This window comes from Mailhella massiliensis (assembly GCF_900155525.1).
GTDB classification, from domain to species: domain Bacteria; phylum Desulfobacterota; class Desulfovibrionia; order Desulfovibrionales; family Desulfovibrionaceae; genus Mailhella; species Mailhella massiliensis.
Map to the genome: position 1 here is coordinate 873,986 of NZ_LT706952.1, position 16,445 is coordinate 890,430.

Genomic DNA, 16,445 nt, shown 5'->3' on the forward strand with positions numbered 1-16,445 from the left:
TTTGCGGCGGAGAATGCGGCTCTTACATGACGCCCTGCTCAATCATGCTGTCGGCCACCTTGCGGAAGCCGGCGATGTTGCCGCCCATGACGTAGTTGCCGGGCTGGCCGAATTCTTCGGCGGTATCGTGCGCTGCCCGGAAGATGCCGGCCATGATGCCCTTGAGCTTGCCGTCCACTTCGTCGAAGGTCCAGGAAGTCATGCCCGCGTTCTGTTCCATTTCAAGCTGGCTGGTGGCCACGCCGCCGGCGTTGGCGCACTTGGCGGGGCCGAAGCAGATGCCGGCCTTCTGGAATTCGGCCGTGGCTTCCAGGGTGGAAGGCATGTTCGCGCCTTCGCTCACCAGGATGCAGCCCTTGGAAAGGAGATTCTTCGCGTCGGCAAGGGTGACTTCGTTCTGCGTGGCGCTGGGGAAGGCGAGATCCGCGCCCACGTTCCACACGGGATGTTCGCCGGCGGGGTAGTCGGCCACGGGAATGTAGGTGGCATCCTTGCACAGTTCCGCATAGCGGGTAAGGGAAGCGCGTTCGCGTTCCTTGACCTGCTGAAGCACTTCCAGATTGATGCCGGAAGGCTGGTAGATGCAGCCTCTGGAATCGGACACGGTGACGGGGGTGGCGCCGAGCTGATAGAGCTTCTTCACCGTGTAGATGGCCACGTTGCCGGAACCGGAGACGGCGGCCGTCTTGCCTTCGATTTCCTTGCCCACGGCCTTGAGCATGTTGTCGGCAAAATACACGTTGCCGAAGCCGGTGGCTTCGGTGCGGGCCAGAGAACCGCCCCACTTGAGGCCCTTGCCGGTGAGCACGCCTTCAAAGCGGCTGGTCAGGCGCTTGTACTGACCGAACAGATAGCCGATTTCGCGGCCGCCCACGCCGATGTCGCCGGCGGGCACGTCGCTGAAGGCGCCCACATAGCGGACGAGTTCCGTCATGAAGGCCTGGCAGAAACGCATGACTTCGGCGTCGGACTTGCCCTTGGGATCGAAGTCGGAACCGCCCTTGCCGCCGCCGATGGCGAGACCGGTGAGACTGTTCTTGAAGATCTGTTCAAAGCCCAGGAACTTCAGAATGCTCTGGTTCACGCTGGGATGGAAGCGGAGCCCGCCCTTGTACGGTCCGATGGCGGAGTTGAACTGCACGCGGTAGCCGTTGTTCACCTGAATGCGGCCCTTGTCGTCCGTCCAGGCGACACGGAATTCGATGAGGCGTTCGGGCACCACGATGCGCTCAAGAATGGCGTTTTCCTCGTACTTGGATTCCTTTTCAAACAGAGGTTCCATGGAAAGAAGCACTTCTTCCACGGCCTGGAGGAATTCCGGCTGATGAGGATACTTGGCGCGCACGCTCTCCACTACATTCCGCACATAATTGTTGCCCATGACTCACTGCTCCTTGAAAAATGGACAGGGGTTCAACCCCGGATACGCTTTGACGCACGCCCGCCTGTAAATACATTTTTGTTAAAAACAGGCGTTTCATGGCGTTGACGACTATCGAGTATCCCTATTTTCCCCGAGAATCAACTCCTTTCGTGACAAAAACGAAATTTTTTTCATTGATATTATTTATTGAAATAATTCATATTTACATTTATGTGAATATGAATTTATTTTTTTATCATGTTTTTCAACATGTTACAAAATAACATTTTTGTACTCTTTTTTCTCTCCGTACGCCCGGACGGACTCAAAAGGCGGCGCGAGGCGAAGAAACGACGGCAGCGTCCGAAAGGCCGAAGCCCGGAGCGGCGGGAGAGGCCGTTCCGGGAAGGGGCGGCAAAATGCCGCCGCGGAAGAAGCGTCCGTTGCGGCGGGAGAGAGATCACTCTTCCCCCAAAAGTTCCGGGCATGAAAAAACGCCCTTTTCTCCAGGGAGAAAAGGGCGTCGCAGCCAAGGGAAAAACGGTTCAGCGCGCGCGATCCACGGCGTAGCTCAGAAGATTTTCCAGAAGCTCGCCGAAGGCGATACCCTCGGCTGCCGCCTCCTTGGGCACAAGGCTTGCGCCGGTCATGCCGGGCAGGGTGTTCACTTCAAGCACGAAAAGTTCCCCGTCGTCCCGCAGGCGGAAATCGGTACGGCTGTAACCGGAAAGACCGAGGCAGCGGTGGGCGGCAAGAGCCATGGCCTGCACCTTTGCCGTAAGCTCCGGTTCCAGAGGCGCGGGGCACAGCTCCTCCGCCCCGTCGGGCGCATACTTGTCGTGAAAATCGAAAAATTCCCGCCGGGGAACGATGAGCACCGGGGGCAGGGCCTTTTCCTCTCCCGGACGGCCCACCACGCCGCAGGTGACCTCGCGGCCGGGAATGAGCGTTTCGATGAGCACTTCCTGATGATGGGAAAAGAGCGTATCCAGCGCCCTGTCGAGTTCCGCCTCGTCGTTCACGCGGAAAAGGTCGATGCTGGAACCGCCGGTGTTGGACTTGACGAACAAGGGATACGCCAGGGAGCACTTCCAGCCTTCGGCGGGACGGAAGGGAAGAAATTCATAATCGGGCGTGGGAATGCCCGCGCGGCGCATGAGCGCCTTGCCCGCCGCCTTGTTGAGCGCAAGGAAGGAACCCGCGGGGCCGCTGCCCTGATAGGGGCATCCCGCCTCGTCGAGCAGGGCCTGTACCAGGCCGTCTTCTCCGGGCTGTCCGTGCAGGTTCAGAAAAGCCGCATCGTGCCTGCCCGCCTCGCGGAGCAGCGCCTCAAAACCGTCGGAAAGATCAAAGAGCGTCACCTCATGGCCGCGGGCGCGGAGCGCCCCGGCAATGGAAGCCGCCCCCTTCAGAGAAATCTCGCGCTCCGTGGACCAGCCGCCGGCAACAAGAAGAATACGCATCGTATCCATTAAAGAATTCCTACCCTGTCGAATATGGCCTGCTCCACGGCCTGTACATGAGCATAGTTTTCGGCAATGGTCTCCTGCCTGTCCGCGCTGATGCCGTAGCGGACCAGAAGATCATCGAACCTTTCCCTGATGGAAACCACCTCGGAGTGACGCACGCGCTTGTCGGCATAGGCCACGATGACGGGCAGGCGCATGGGGTCGCGCACATCGTCCATGTCGCCGCCGCTCCAGGGCCATTCCACATGGAAGAGCACCGCCTGCGCAATAAGGGGATTTCCCGTTTCCTCCCGCACCCAGGCCGCGCCGAGCTGGGCGTGGCTTCCTCCGTGCAGGATGGTGTAGTTCTTGGCGATATCGTGCAGAAGGCCCGCGGCACGGGCAAGAGGCACGGAAAGCGGACGGCCCGCCGGAATGACGCCCCGCTCCACGGCGCGGGCCGTTATTTCCACGGCCACGCCGGCGACGGCGCGGCAATGATCGCGGATATGCGGCGGCACTTCGTACTTGTCCCACAGCTGGGCGCACTGCCGCTCGTCGGGCACGGCCCAGGAAGGGTCGGCCGGAAATTCAAGAGAAGGCAACATGGGCAACCTCGGAAAAAAAATCAGACCCTGCCGGTATGGCCGAAGCCCCCGGCCCCGCGCCCGGTTTCGGAAAGCGTTTCCACGGCCAGCGGTTCCAGCCTGCATACGGGCTGGAATACGAGCTGCGCCACACGCTCCCCGCGCCGAACGGACACGGCCTCGCCGGAGGTATTGAGCAGCCAGACCACGACTTCGCCCCGGTAGTCGGCATCTACCACGCCCACGCCCTGGGCCACGGCAAGGCCTTTGACGGCCCCGAGACCGCTGCGGGAATAGATGAAGCCCGCCACGCCGGGGACCTGAGGCTCCACGCAGATGCCGGAAGGCACGGCCGCGCGGGCCCCCGGCTCCACGACGAGTTCCTCCTGCTCGAAGCAGGCGCGCAGATCCATGCCCGCGGAACCGGACGTGGCGTAGGAAAGGCCGTCGCCGTAAAGGGTCGCGGCGTCGCGCAGATAACGAACATGAACAGTGGCCATGAAAACCTCGTCGGAAAAAAATAACGGCACCTTCGCCCCGAACCGTCGGCGGGGCATGTGCGCCGGAGGGAAGAAAGAATAGCCCGAACGCGTTCCGTGGGCAAGCGCCCGGCCCGCCCCCCGGCGGAAAAGAACCGGAAAAACCTTCCTCCCGCCGCTTCCGGCGAGGAGAAAAAACGTCCCCGCAAGTGTTCCGTCACAGCGCTTCAGCCCCTTTCGCAACGTGCCGGAAAAAATCTCATTTGGACTTTACCCCGTCATTTTCTTGACAGAATGCCGTAGTGACACTATCGTCCTTTCTTCTCCGTTTCTCTGGTTAGGGCACGAAAGTGCCGGTAAAACGTCTTGGTTGAACCTATATCCACAATCGGGACTTCCCGTAAAAACAAGGTTGTACAATGGCTCGTGTAACATTTGTCGTTGACGGCGAATTCATGCGCAAGCGCATCATTTCGCTCAAGGCTTTCTATTTCGACGGGCAGGGCATACGCCGCCACTGCCTTTCCCACCTCGCCCCCGGGGAAACCGTGGGCCGCATTCTCTTTTACGACGCCCTGCCCTTCACCGGCAAAGGCGAACATCCCCTGAGCGGTCCCATGGACTTTTCCCAGACGCCGCTCATCGCGCGCAAGCAGCAGTTCCTGCAGTCGCTGCGCGTGACGCCCGAAATCACCCTGCGTCTCGGCCGTTCCGCCTGGCAGGCCGGACAGTGGCAGCTTGACGCCAACCGCCTCGGCGAACTCATGGCCGGGGAAATCAGCGTGAACGACATCGAGGCGGGCGACATCTACCCCGACATCCGCCAGAAGGGCGTGGACATGCTCCTCGGTCTGGACATCGCGGCCATCGCCTACAAGAAGCAGACGGACAGGCTCGTCATCGTGGCCAACGACGCGGACTATGTTCCCGCCGTGAAGCTGGCCCGCGAAGAAGGCATCAAGGTGGTGCTCGATCCTCTGTGGACGCGCGCGGCGGAAGATCTGCGCGAACATGTGGACTATGTGTGCAACAAGCTGCCCCGGCCGCAGCACGCCAACTACCCGCACGGCATCCACATTTTCGACGACCCCAAGGAATACAATCCCTGCCCCGTTCAGGAAGAACATACGGAAGAAGAATAAGCTGCCAGGCCTGCCCGTTCGGGCAGGCCTTTTTTGTTTCAACTTCCGGGAAAGGAGGACGGCATGTGCGGCATTTTCGGCATCGTCGGTCATGAGGACGCGGCGAGACTCACCTACTTCGGGCTGTATGCGCTTCAGCACCGCGGGCAGGAAAGCGCGGGCATAGTCTCGTGGAACGGCAGGGAAGGTTCCTGCCATCTGCATTCGGGCATGGGGCTCGTGCCCGACGTCTTCCATGAGGAAGACCTGAAGCACCTCGACGGTGAAACGGCCATAGGCCATGTGCGCTATTCCACCACGGGCAAGCCGCAGCCGCGCAACGCGCAGCCGCTGCTCGTGCGGGTGAGAAACGGCGTGCAGCTTGCTCTTGCCCACAACGGCAACCTCACCAATGCCGCCGAGCTGCGCCGGGAGCTGGAAAACGACGGCTGCATTTTCCAGACCACCATCGACAGCGAAATCTTCGTGCATCTCATCGCCCGCGCCCTTTCCACGCGCACGCTGGAAGAAGCCGTCATCGAGGCCTGCAGCAAGGTGGAGGGAGCCTACAGTCTGCTCATTCTGAGCGAAGGCGTCATCTACGCTTTGCGCGACCCGCACGGTTTCCACCCCCTGAGCATGGCGAGAATGGGCGATTCCTGGGTCTTCGCCTCGGAAAGCTGCGCCTTCGATCTTCTGGAAGCCGATTATGTGCGCGAGGTGGAACCCGGGGAAATGGTCGTGGCCGAACAGGGCTATCCCACCTGCCGGAGCGTGCGCTTCTGCCGCGGGGAAAAGCCGGTACGTCAGTGCATTTTCGAGCTCGTCTACTTTGCCCGGCCCGATTCGCGCATTTTCGGTGAAGACGTGTACCAGTGCCGCAAGTGCATGGGGCGCAATCTCATCCGCGAATCCATGGCCGATGCGGAATGCGTGGTGCCCTTCCCGGATTCGGGCATCTACGCCGCTCTCGGCGTGGCGCAGGAAGCGGGCGTGCCCTATGAACACGCGCTCATCCGCAACCACTATGTGGGCCGTACCTTCATCCAGCCTTCCCAGAGTATGCGCCAGTTCAGCGTGCGGGTGAAAATCAATCCCGTGCGCTCCATGATAGAGAAGAAAAGCCTCTATGTGGTGGACGATTCCATCGTGCGCGGCACCACCATCCGCACGCGCGTGGCCAAGCTGCGCGAACTCGGGGCAAGGGCCGTGCATTTTCGCGTGAGCAGCCCGCCCATCAAGTATCCCTGCTTCTACGGCATCGACTTCCCCTCCCCGAACGATCTCATCGCCACAAAGTATTCCCCGGAGCAGATCTGCGCCATGCTCGGCCTCGATTCGCTGCATTATCTTACGAAGGAAGGCCTTCTCGCCTCCGTTTCCCAGCCGGACAGATACTGCACGGCCTGCTTCAGCGGCGAATACCCCACGCCCCTGCCCGAAGTAAGGGACAAGATGTCGCTGGAATACCGCCGCAGAGGCGACGTGCGTTTTTCCGGCTGAGGAGAAAGGTATGGAACGACCGCTTCCTTCCAGCATTCCCGCCACACCGGGCGTGTACCTGTACAAGGACGCCTCGGGCCGCATCATCTATGTGGGCAAGGCCGGAAACCTGCGCCGGAGAGTGCTCTCCTATTTCCGCCCGGCGGATCAGCTCACGGCCAAGACTGCGGCCATGATAAGCCGCGCGGCGGACATAGAGTTTCTCAACACCACCTCGGAGAAGGAAGCGCTGCTGCTTGAAGCCAGCCTCATCAAGAAGCACCGCCCGCACTACAACATCTGCCTGCGCGACGACAAGCAGTACGTCATGTTCCGCCTTTCGGAAAAGGAGCCCTTTCCCCGGCTGGAAATCGTGCGCCGCATGAAGAAGCGCGACGGAGCGCGCTACTTCGGCCCCTTTACCGCCGGGCTGGCCGCAAGGGAGACGTGGAAGACCATACACCGCATCTTTCCCCTGCGCCGCTGTTCCGACAGGGCCATGAAAAACCGAGAAACGCCCTGTCTCTACCACCACATACACCTGTGCTCCGCCCCCTGTACGGGCGAGATCACGCCCGAAGCCTATGCGGACATGACGCGCCGCGTCACGCTGCTGCTTTCCGGCAAGTCCCGCGAACTCGTCGACCTTCTGCAGAAAGCCATGGAAAAGGCCGCGGAAGAGCTGGAATTCGAAAAGGCCGCCACCTTGCGCGACCAGATACGCGCCATAGAAAAAACCGTGGAGAAGCAGGGCATCGTGCTGCAGAACGGCGCGGATATGGACGTTCTCGGTCTGGTGAGCCTGCCCGACGGGCTGGCCCTCGGCGTGGTCTTCGTGCGGCACGGCCTTGTGCAGGACAGAAGCGCCTTCTTCTGGCCCGGTCTCGGACTGGAGGACGCCTCGGAACTTCTCATCAGCTTCCTCGGCCAGTTCTACCACGCGGAAGGTTCCATTCCCGCACGCATCATTCTGCCCTACCTGCCCTGGGAGACGGGCAGCTCCGGGTCTGCCTTCGCCGTGGATTCGCAAAGCGCGCTCGTCACGCCGCAATCCTCAGCCAGCATGGATTCCCCCTTCATGGAGGGCGGAGCCTACACCCCCTGCTTCTGCGGAGAAGACACGCTTGCCGCCTCCGCCCGCAAAACAGGAAGCTCGCCCGTCCCTGAAGAAAAAGCTCCCGCGCCCGGAAACGGCCCGGCAAAAGCCCCCTCGCTCATGGAGGAGGCGCTCGCCCTCCTCAATGCGCAGGAATGCTCCGCCCCTGCGGAAGGCGACGAAGGCGGACGGGAAACGCTGGAAGAGGCGCTTGCCGAGCTGCGCGGAGGCCCCGTACGCATTGCCGTGCCGCGCAACGAGGAGGAGCGCCGCCTTATGGACATGGCGCGCAGCAATGCACGCGAATCGGCCAGAAACCGCCGGGAAGCCTCGCTGGCGGACAGGCTTGCCGCCGTGTTTCACTACGACAGGCCCGTGGCCCGTGTGGAATGCGCGGACGTTTCCCACACCGGGGGCGAATCCACCAAGGTGGGCGCCGTGGTGTACGAAGACGGCCGCCCCCGCAGGGAAGACTACCGGGTATGGAACATCGAAGGCGCGGAAGGGGACGACTACGCCGCCCTCTCCCTCTGGGCGAAACGCCGCCTGGAACACGGCGAGCCCTGGCCCGACCTTCTGCTCATCGACGGCGGTCGCGGACAGCTTGCCGCCGTCTGCAAAGTTCTGAGCGAGGAACTCGCCACCGAAGGCAGACTGCCCTTCCTGCTTGCGGGCATAGCCAAGGCGCGCGACGAAAAGGGTCATGCCGACCGCCGGGCGGGCAATGTGGCCGACCGCATCTTCGTGCCCGGACGCAGCAATCCCCTGCCCCTGCGCGAAGGATGCCCGGAACTGCTCTTTCTGCAGGTGGTGCGCGACGCGGCCCACGATTTTTCCATCGGCAGGCATCGTCAGGCCCGCGCAAGGCAGGCCTTCAGCGGAGAACTCCGGCAGCTTCCCGGCATAGGGCCGCACACCGCGCGCCTGCTCTGGGAAGAATTCGACTCCGTGGCGCAGATGAAGGCCGCAACGACTGCGCAGCTCATGGAACTGCCGGGCATAGGCAGAAAAAAGGCGGAAGCGCTGCGCGACGCGCTGCAGAAGCTCTAGCCCGCCGGAAGACGGTTCCGGACGGAAGCGGCCAGCTCAGGCAGAAAAAACCGGACCGCCCATGCCGTACGCGACCGGCGGCCGCCCCAGGACGCCCCTTTTCATACAGCACACGGATGCATCTGCCTTGCGTGCCTCCCCGGGATTTTCCCTGTTGACGGGCGGCCCGAGTTCTGAAAAGGGATAGCGCAAAGGCGCATCCGCCCCTGCTGTTGCGCCCTCCTTCAGCTATGGAGCACGTCATGGGCTTTTTCCTTGCTCTTCTTTCTTCGGCCGCCTTCGGGCTCATTCCCCTGTTCAGCCTGCCGCTCATGCAGGGCGGCATGAGCGCGGGGTGCGTGCTGTTCTACCGCTTTCTCTTCGGGTCCCTGGCTCTCGGACTCATCGTGGTTCTGCGCCGCGAAAGGCTGGCCGCTCCCCTGCGCGAACTGGCGGCCCTCGGACTTTTCAGCATCATGTACGCTCTGGCGGCCCTGCTCATGTTCCACGGCTTCCACTATCTGCCGAGCGGCGTGGCCGCCACGCTGCAGTTTCTCTACCCGCTCATGGTCATGCTCATCATGATATTCTTCTTTCATGAACGCTTTTCCCTGCTCACCGCCTCATCCGTGACGCTGGCCATTCTGGGAGTCTTTCTGCTCGGCGGGGGAGAAGGCGGAAGCGTCAGTCTGAAAGGCATTCTGCTGCTGCTTGTTTCCGCCCTGTGCAACGCCGTGTACATCTGCGGCCTGCACGTCGCCCGCATCCGCAGCATTTCCGGCCTGAGCATCACCTTCTGGGTGCTCTTCTTCGGCATGATCGTCTCGTTTCTGAACGCCGTGCTCACCGGTTCCTTCGTGGGACTCCATTCCTGGAATGAGGCGGGCCTTGCCGTGCTGCTTGCCGTCATCACCGCCGCCGTCTCCAACCTTGCGCTGGTACTGGCCATACGGCGCATAGGTTCCACCCTGGCTTCCATTCTGGGCGTGATGGAACCGCTCACCGCCGTGGCCGTAGGCATACTCGTCTTTCACGAACCGGCCAATGCGGCCGTGTTCTCCGGCGTGGCCGTCATCTGCGCAGCGGTGCTTCTCGTGCTGGCCGGCCCCATGATACAGGAACGCTTCGGCGGCAGACGCAGCGTCCGTGCGGAGCCGGGCAGACGCAAAGGCCAGAGCTGAACGCATACGCCGCCCTTCCCAAAAACAAAGGCGAAACGTCCCTTTGGAAAGCGCACAGGGAACCTGTGCTCTTTTCGTTTAAAAAATTCCGGCTCTTGCCAGAAAAAACACCCCTCAACAAGGAATATACGGGCAAAAAATGTCCTCTGGGGAGAGAAATGAGGAAGAAAATGCAAGAAGCGCGCCCCGCAGACGGGAAAATATTACGCATCTTGCATTCCGCAACAATGGCGGCAGCGCATCTTTCCGAAAAAAAAACGGGAAATACTTTGAAACGTGACAATGACGCCGCGCTTTTCTATATACTGGCCGTGTGGTCCACATGACAAGAAAACCTCTTTCTCAAAGGATATACGCCATGACCAGAAAGCCCGTCATCATCGCCCTCCTTGCCGCCACCTTCGCCGCCGCCGTCCCCGTCGCCGCCATGGCCAACCCCGATTTCCACGGCCGATATGCCCGCGACTGCCGCCGCGCCGCCCCCTGCGAATCCATGCCCAGGCTGACGGAAGAACAGCGCGCACAGATGGTCAAGCTCCACGAGGAACACCGCGCCGCCGTGGCCCCCCTGCGTGAACAGATTGCGGAAAAGCGCATGACCCTGAACGCCCTTTCCCGCAACCCCAACACCTCCCCGGATGAACTGCGCGCCCTTACGGCGGATATTTCCAGGCTGCGCGCAAAGATGCGTACCGTGAACGACGACTTCCGCGCCAAAATGCAGAAGCAGGGCCTGCCCTGCGCCGAATTCGGCCGCCACGACGGCTACGGTCCCCGCCATCACGACGGCTACGGTCCCCGCCATCACGACGGTTACGGCCACCGGTATCACGACAACTGCAGAATCTGAACTTTCGGGAAGCGCTTCAGCTCCTGAGCGCTTTCCGTAAACCAAGCGCCTTTCGTCCGCCTTCTCCCCCTGCAGCGGCGGACGGAACAACGCGAAGCATATACTCCTCCTCACGAAAAAGGGCCTCCCTGCGGAGGCCCTTTTTCACTTGTGCGCTTCAGACGCGGTCCTTACTTCGCCCGGTTGGGCGGAGTGGAGGTGCGACCGGGCCAGAGAATCTTCTTCTCATCGAGGGTAAGCCTGCCGGTCACGGAATCCACAAAACCCACGGGAACGAAGTTCACGGTCTTGCCGTCTTCCTTGTAGCCCTGGCAGTTCATGATTTCCACGGCCATGATCTCGCGGTCGTTGGTACCGGGGGCGAGATTCTGACGGCCCGAAAGCCCCTCGAAGGAAAGCGCGCGCAGCGCGGCCATGAGGTTGTCGCCCGTCACTTCCTTCTTGTCCGAGAGCACGTCCTTCATGGCAAGACCGAGGGCCATCATGTGGTCATAGGACAGAACGCCGTAGAAAAAGGCCTTGGAATTCATGTCCACGGGTTTGCCTATCCTCTTGGAAAAACGCTCGGCAAAGGCGTCGAGTTCCTTGCTTGCCGGCAGCTTGGTCATGGGGGCAAGATAGCCGAACGCGCCGTTGATGGCATCGGGCTTTTCGTCGGCGGAGGTCATTTCCGCAGCGAAGATGCTGTAGCCGGGCTTGTTCATATCGAGGTTGGTGAGGGTTTTGAAGGCCGTCACGGTATCGGGGGTGGGCATGGTGATGAAGATGCTCTTTATGCCGAGCTTCCTGACCATCTCCATTTTCTCCTGCACTTCCTCCACCGTGGCGTTGCGGGAATAGCCGAAGGAAAGCCTGACGTTGATGCCGAGCTTGTCCGCCTCGTTCAGAATGACGGCGGCGGCGCCGGAACCCCAGGCGTCCGTGGTATGGAAGAGAGCGATTTCCTTGATGTCGTAATGCCGGGCCACTTCCAGCAGGTAGCCTTCATAACGGGTGCTCGGCGTCACGTTGCGGTAGTAGTACGGAAATTCCGAAGGGGAGCTCAGGCTCGCCGCATTGGCACCCACGGAAACCACGGGCGTCTTGTACTTTTCCGCTTCCCTGGCGATGAGCACGGCCGGGCCGCTGCAGTCGACGCCCGTAAGAGCCACGATGTCCTTTTCCAGCAGACCTCTGGCCTTTTCCGCCGCGCCTTCCGGCCAGCAGAGATAGTTGACCACAAGTTCCGGCGGCATGCTGAGGGTATCCTTGCCCAGCATACCGGAGGAGTTGATATCCTCCAGCGCCATGTAGGCGCCTTCCAGCTCATATTCGCCCCAGTCGGCATGGCGGCCGTCATGATAATCGAGCGTGTACATGCCGCCGACCTTGTACTCCTTCGCCTCCGCCGCGCCTGCAGCCGCAAGACCGAAAAACAGAGCCGCCGCAGTCATTCCCAGCACTTTTCTGGAAAACGTCATATCTTCCTCCTTCAGGGCCTCTCGCCCGTTTTTCCCTCATGAAATGCAAAAACGGTGCCAAAAAAAATAACCCGTCATTTCAGGAAGATGACATCTTCACTCTTTTTCCGAGCGCCCTTCCATCCTGCCGGACAGGACAAAACGTGCGGAAAAATCCCGCTTTTCAGGACTCAGCGCGTGAGATCGTGCTCCTTGAGCAGCGCATAAAGCCGGGAGCGGGAAAGCGCGGCAAGCGTGCAGGCCCTGCCCATGTCGCCCTCCGCGCGCTCAAGAACCGCGGCAAGGTAACGCTTCTCCTCCCTGCGCCGCAGCTTTTCGCGGAACTCCGCATAGGTAGGCAGGGGGCCCTCATCCGGGGGCATGTTCCGGGACGCCGGGGCCTTCATCCTCGAACTTGCGGCATGGATGCGGATGCAGGTGGAAAGATGCTGGGGAAAAATGATCCGTTCCCCGCCGGAGGAAAGAACGGCCCTCTCCATGACGGCGCACATCTCCCGCACGTTTCCCGGCCAGGCGTAGGCCCTGAGCGCGGCCTCGGCTCCGGCGGAAAAGGTTTTGCCGGGCAACGCGTATCGGCGGGAAAACATGTCCCGGAAGTGTTCCGCAAGGGGCATGACGTCTTCCGGTCTTTCCCTGAGGGGCGGCAGGGCCACATGCACGGACTGGATGCGGTAAAAAAGATCCTGCCGGAAGGAACCTTCCGCCACCATGGCTTCCAGATTTCTGTTGGTGGCCGCAATGAGCCTGAAATCGCAGGGATATTCCCTGCGGGAGCCGAGCGGACGCACCTTTTTTTCCTGCAATACGCGGAGAAACACCTTCTGAAGGGCAAGGGGCAGTTCCCCTATCTCGTCCAGAAACAGCGTACCGCCGTCCGCATCGGCCACAAGCCCCGTCTCTCTGGTGACGGCTCCGGTGAAGGCTCCGCGCATGTGCCCGAAAAGTATGCTTTCCGCAATATCTTCGGGCAGGGAGGCGCAGTCCACCACCACGAAGGGCCCGTTGCGCCGCCCGCTGTTTCTGTGCACGGCATGGGCGAACACTTCCTTGCCCGTTCCCGTTTCCCCGGTCAGGAGCACGCTGACGTCGCTGTCCGCACAGTCGGCAAGCAGGGCAATGCAGCGGGAAAGCGCGGGACTTTCGCCCACAATGCCTTCCCGGCAGAAAACCCGTGTCCGGTCGGAGGGAAGCGGCGCCGCGCCGTGATTCCGGTGATATAAAAGCGCCTGTTCCAGCGCTTCCAGAATGGTGTCCAGCGAGTCGCCCTTCTGAATGAAATCCCATGCTCCCGCATGAAGCGCGCGCTCCACAAGCTCGTGCTCGTCGCAGCCGGTCACCACGATGACCTCGGGGTGAGCCTCCCCTTCCAGAAGTACGGGCAGCAGGGAAAGCCCGTTGCCGTCCGGCAGGGAAATGTCCAGAAAGGCCACGTCGAAGCGGCGCTCCTTCGCCGCGCGTTCCGCCCCGGCAAGGGTGGAAACCGCCGTCGCCTCGCAGCCGTGACGGGAACAGGCCCGCCGCAGCACATAGGAAAAGGTTTCATCGTCGTCTATGATGAGTATTCCGGCCATGAGCACTCTCTTTCTTCCGGGGCGACAGCCCCCCTTATACCGTCCGTTCCCCCCGCGGCACTGCCGGAAACACCGCTTTTTCCCCCGCGGGAAGAGCGGGGCACATACACGGAAAAACACGTTCCGCCGGAGGTATTGTCCGCCAGGCGCACCGCGCCGTGATTGCGCTGCGCGAGGCTGTGCACCTGCGCAAGCCCCAGGCCGCAGCCGCCGCAGTTCTCCTTCGTGGTGAAGAAGGGATCGAAAATGAATTCCCGTATCTCCGGCGCAATCCCCCTGCCCGTATCCCGTACATCGAAGCGCACATAGGAACCTTCGGCAAGCTCCTCAAGTTCCGTATCGCCCCGCTTTTTCTCATACGGAAGGGCCCGTACCGAAAGACGGCCGCCTTCCGGCATGGACTGCACCGCGTTGACGCCGAGGTTGAAAAGAATCTGATAAAGCTCGGTGGGCACACCGTGCACGGCGGCCCCGTTCGTGGCGTCTTCCACCTCAAGGCGCACCCCGTCCTCAAGGCCGGGCCGCATGAGGTTCTCCCATTCCAGAAGCAGCGCCTTCACGGAAACCTCCTCCGCCCGCCCGGCCCTTGCATGACTGCCGTCGGTCATGCGTATCTGCGCCATGATATCCCTGCCCCGGGCCGTGGCCTCAAGAATACGCCGCACATCCTCATGCGCGGGATTCGAGGCGGGAATATCCTCCAGAGCAAGCTGCGCGCAGGCGGAAATACTCCCCAGAATGTTGTTCACGTCATGCGTGACGCCCCCGGCCATGCGGCCGACGGCCTCCATCCTGCGGGCGAGCTGACTGCGCCTTTCAAAGGCGTACTGTTCCGCCATCATTTCCTTTTCCTGCCGGAGCAGAGCCTCCGCCTTCTGCCGTATGCGGAGCAGCCTCACCAGAAGAACGATAATCCCGCAAAGCAGAACAAGTACGGCAAAGGCCGGAATGAGCACCGCGCGGTGCCGGGAAAAAAACGACGGCGGGCGGTTGACCACCCCGGCAAAGGCGGGCAGCTCGTCCTCATCCAGTCCGTAGTGACGCAGCATGGGATAGTCGTACAGAAGCGCGGCCGCAGGTTCGCGCATGACGGGAATATCCTCCGGCGCAACACCGCGGAGAATCTCCAGCGTCATTCTCGAGGCCTGATCCGCATGAAAGGCGTTGAATTCCCCCTGGCCCGCCAGCACGCCCCGGCCGATCTGACTTTCCCACGGAGAATACATGGGAAGATCCGTCCAGCTGCGGAGGAGCTGAAGACTCTCGTCCATGGAAAAGTTCTGCCCGTCCGAACTTCTGTAGTAGCCGAGGTTGAGCAGCACCGCATCTTCCGGCAGCGCCTTCAGGGCCTGCTCCATGGCCCGCGGAGGCAGATCCCCCAGCATGACGATATCCACGCCCCTCTCCCGGGCAAAGGCGGAAAGCTCGGCCCCGGCCTGGGCGAGGGCCGTTTTCGACGATGTGGTGTCGCCGCATATCACCGCAAGATGCCGCGCCCGGGGATGCACCGCGGCCACGGCCTCGAGAAGACGACGGATGGAAAAATTCTCCACGATGCCCGTGTAGTATTCCCGCTCCTCATGTATCCGGCCCTCCAGATCCGCCACGCCGCAGAACACCACCGGCACGCGATGAAAAAGGCTTTTCCGGTTGGTCAGCACGAAGTCGAGGGCGTCATCGTCTATGGCGATGACCACGGAAAGAGGAACATTGCGGTATTTTTTCTGAAAAAGACCGACCAGCTCATCGTTGAAGCTGCCGGAGGAATTTCTCTCGTAGTCGAGATATTCGGACCAGGTGCGTATCTGAAATTCCTTCTGCCCGTGCATGTTCATGAAGATGCCCTTCTGAAGGCTGTCTTCCCAGAAATGTCCGGGGTGAAAGGAATTGATGATGAGGATGTCGGCAACGGGCCGCTCTGCAGCGCGGGCGGAAAAAACGTCTTCCCCGAAGGGCGGGAAAAGAAAAAAAAGCGCGCAGAAGACTGCGCTCCACACGCGGTATGCGCCGCGCCCATGCCCGCCTGCGCGCCTCTTCATGCCGTCAGAACCCGTCGGCGGAAGAAGCGTCCGCGCCGTCCTTCAGCGCAGCCAGTCCGCCCATGGCATAGCGCAGCATGGCATCCACCATGCGCTCGGGATAATCCTTGAAGCCGGGCAGAAGCAGCGCCTGAATCTTTTCGGGAAAAAGCACCAGAAACATGCAGGGCAGAAGCAGCATGGCCGCAGCCTCGCGCGCGCCTTCCGAATCGGGAGAAAAGCCCGTGATCTCGCAGACCAGGGAACGCACCACGTTCAGCTTGGGCAGAGCCGTGCCCACAAGAGGGGCGGGAAGATCGGAGGAAGGGGAAGCCACCTCGCGCAGCAGAACGGGAAGCCCCCACAGTTCAGGCGCCTTGAGGGCCGCGCGCACCACAAGTTCAAGAAAGGAACGCAGCTTCTCCGCGGGCGCGCCGCCCGATTCCATGACGGCGCTCAGTTCCTCAAGACTCACAAGCTGACGGTGCGCCTCCACGAGCACTTCCTCATACAGCCCGTCCTTGCCGCCGAAATAGTAGTTCACGGCCGCGCCGTTCACTCCGGCCCTTTCGCATATTTCCCGGAGCGTGGCCTTGAGATAGCCCTTTTCGGCAAAGACGCGCCCGGCGGCCTCGAGTACCGTGCTCCGGGTGAAAAGGCCGTCCCTGCGGGGGGCGCTGCGCCTTCTTCTGCTGTAGGTATAGCTTTCTTCCCTCATGAGCCGACCATAGCAGGAAAAAATCAAATGTCAAATTCAAAT

14 protein-coding genes are annotated in these 16,445 nt (G+C 61.4%); 6 read left to right on the top strand and 8 right to left on the bottom strand.

Annotated features, from left to right (window positions below):
* Window positions 1-22 precede the first annotated feature (22 nt).
* The 4 genes from gdhA to dut form a co-directional block, all read right to left on the bottom strand.
* Complete coding sequence (gene gdhA / locus CZ345_RS14255) at window positions 23-1,381, bottom strand: NADP-specific glutamate dehydrogenase (RefSeq protein WP_077073753.1); 1,359 nt, start codon at window positions 1,379-1,381, stop codon at window positions 23-25.
* Between the two features lie 527 nt (window positions 1,382-1,908).
* Window positions 1,909-2,826: a D-alanine--D-alanine ligase family protein gene (locus CZ345_RS14260; RefSeq protein ID WP_077074123.1), complete on the bottom strand. Its 918-nt coding sequence runs from the start codon at window positions 2,824-2,826 to the stop codon at window positions 1,909-1,911.
* Between the two features lie 8 nt (window positions 2,827-2,834).
* Window positions 2,835-3,419 (bottom strand): HD domain-containing protein, encoded by a 585-nt coding sequence (locus tag CZ345_RS14265; protein ID WP_077073754.1) that lies wholly within the window; start codon window positions 3,417-3,419, stop codon window positions 2,835-2,837.
* Between the two features lie 20 nt (window positions 3,420-3,439).
* A complete protein-coding gene (gene dut, locus CZ345_RS14270; RefSeq protein WP_077073755.1) occupies window positions 3,440-3,898 on the bottom strand; it encodes a dUTP diphosphatase in 459 nt (152 codons plus the stop codon).
* Between the two features lie 398 nt (window positions 3,899-4,296).
* Here dut and CZ345_RS14280 point away from each other — a divergent pair, with 398 nt between their 5' ends.
* The 6 genes from CZ345_RS14280 (at window position 4,297) to CZ345_RS14300 (ending at window position 10,636) form a co-directional block, all read left to right on the top strand.
* Window positions 4,297-5,019 (top strand): NYN domain-containing protein, encoded by a 723-nt coding sequence (locus tag CZ345_RS14280; protein ID WP_083717489.1) that lies wholly within the window; start codon window positions 4,297-4,299, stop codon window positions 5,017-5,019.
* A gap of 63 nt (window positions 5,020-5,082) precedes the next feature.
* Entirely contained in the window at window positions 5,083-6,501 is a 1,419-nt protein-coding gene (purF, locus tag CZ345_RS14285) for an amidophosphoribosyltransferase (protein WP_077073758.1), read from the top strand.
* A gap of 10 nt (window positions 6,502-6,511) precedes the next feature.
* Window positions 6,512-8,626 (top strand): excinuclease ABC subunit UvrC, encoded by a 2,115-nt coding sequence (gene uvrC / locus CZ345_RS14290; RefSeq protein ID WP_077073759.1) that lies wholly within the window; start codon window positions 6,512-6,514, stop codon window positions 8,624-8,626.
* Between the two features lie 242 nt (window positions 8,627-8,868).
* The gene (locus CZ345_RS14295) at window positions 8,869-9,786 is read left to right on the top strand and encodes an EamA family transporter (protein ID WP_077073760.1); all 918 of its coding nucleotides are present in this window, start codon (window positions 8,869-8,871) and stop codon (window positions 9,784-9,786) included.
* Between the two features lie 65 nt (window positions 9,787-9,851).
* A complete protein-coding gene (locus CZ345_RS17125; protein WP_162274984.1) occupies window positions 9,852-10,112 on the top strand; it encodes a hypothetical protein in 261 nt (86 codons plus the stop codon).
* 32 nt (window positions 10,113-10,144) lie between these two features.
* Window positions 10,145-10,636, top strand: a complete 492-nt coding sequence (locus CZ345_RS14300) for a periplasmic heavy metal sensor (RefSeq protein ID WP_077073761.1) — start codon at window positions 10,145-10,147, stop codon at window positions 10,634-10,636.
* Window positions 10,637-10,806: 170 nt separating this feature from the next.
* Here the strand turns inward: CZ345_RS14300 and CZ345_RS14305 are convergent, their stop codons facing one another.
* The 4 genes from CZ345_RS14305 to CZ345_RS14320 form a co-directional block, all read right to left on the bottom strand.
* Window positions 10,807-12,096 (bottom strand): ABC transporter substrate-binding protein, encoded by a 1,290-nt coding sequence (locus tag CZ345_RS14305; RefSeq protein WP_077073762.1) that lies wholly within the window; start codon window positions 12,094-12,096, stop codon window positions 10,807-10,809.
* A gap of 170 nt (window positions 12,097-12,266) precedes the next feature.
* Window positions 12,267-13,667: a sigma-54-dependent transcriptional regulator gene (locus CZ345_RS14310; RefSeq protein WP_077073763.1), complete on the bottom strand. Its 1,401-nt coding sequence runs from the start codon at window positions 13,665-13,667 to the stop codon at window positions 12,267-12,269.
* Window positions 13,646-15,664 carry a sensor histidine kinase gene (locus tag CZ345_RS14315; protein WP_204224310.1) on the bottom strand — a complete coding sequence of 673 codons (2,019 nt, stop codon included), beginning with the start codon at window positions 15,662-15,664 and terminating at the stop codon, window positions 13,646-13,648. Before CZ345_RS14315 ends, CZ345_RS14310 begins: the two co-directional genes overlap by 22 nt.
* A 46-nt stretch (window positions 15,665-15,710) precedes the next feature.
* Entirely contained in the window at window positions 15,711-16,403 is a 693-nt protein-coding gene (locus CZ345_RS14320; RefSeq protein ID WP_077073765.1) for a TetR/AcrR family transcriptional regulator, read from the bottom strand.
* Window positions 16,404-16,445 lie beyond the last annotated feature (42 nt).

Bases quoted from the DNA above. Each gene is read 5' to 3' on its own strand.
- purF (WP_077073758.1), top strand. From the start codon at position 5,083: ATGTGCGGCATTTTCGGCATCGTCGGTCATGAGGACGCGGCGAGACTC.
- gdhA (WP_077073753.1), bottom strand. From the start codon at position 1,381: ATGGGCAACAATTATGTGCGGAATGTAGTGGAGAGCGTGCGCGCCAAG.
- CZ345_RS14260 (WP_077074123.1), bottom strand. From the start codon at position 2,826: ATGCGTATTCTTCTTGTTGCCGGCGGCTGGTCCACGGAGCGCGAGATT.
- CZ345_RS14320 (WP_077073765.1), bottom strand. From the start codon at position 16,403: ATGAGGGAAGAAAGCTATACCTACAGCAGAAGAAGGCGCAGCGCCCCC.
- CZ345_RS14310 (WP_077073763.1), bottom strand. From the start codon at position 13,667: ATGGCCGGAATACTCATCATAGACGACGATGAAACCTTTTCCTATGTG.
- uvrC (WP_077073759.1), top strand. From the start codon at position 6,512: ATGGAACGACCGCTTCCTTCCAGCATTCCCGCCACACCGGGCGTGTAC.
- CZ345_RS14295 (WP_077073760.1), top strand. From the start codon at position 8,869: ATGGGCTTTTTCCTTGCTCTTCTTTCTTCGGCCGCCTTCGGGCTCATT.
- CZ345_RS14265 (WP_077073754.1), bottom strand. From the start codon at position 3,419: ATGTTGCCTTCTCTTGAATTTCCGGCCGACCCTTCCTGGGCCGTGCCC.
- CZ345_RS14280 (WP_083717489.1), top strand. From the start codon at position 4,297: ATGGCTCGTGTAACATTTGTCGTTGACGGCGAATTCATGCGCAAGCGC.
- CZ345_RS14300 (WP_077073761.1), top strand. From the start codon at position 10,145: ATGACCAGAAAGCCCGTCATCATCGCCCTCCTTGCCGCCACCTTCGCC.
- CZ345_RS14305 (WP_077073762.1), bottom strand. From the start codon at position 12,096: ATGACGTTTTCCAGAAAAGTGCTGGGAATGACTGCGGCGGCTCTGTTT.
- dut (WP_077073755.1), bottom strand. From the start codon at position 3,898: ATGGCCACTGTTCATGTTCGTTATCTGCGCGACGCCGCGACCCTTTAC.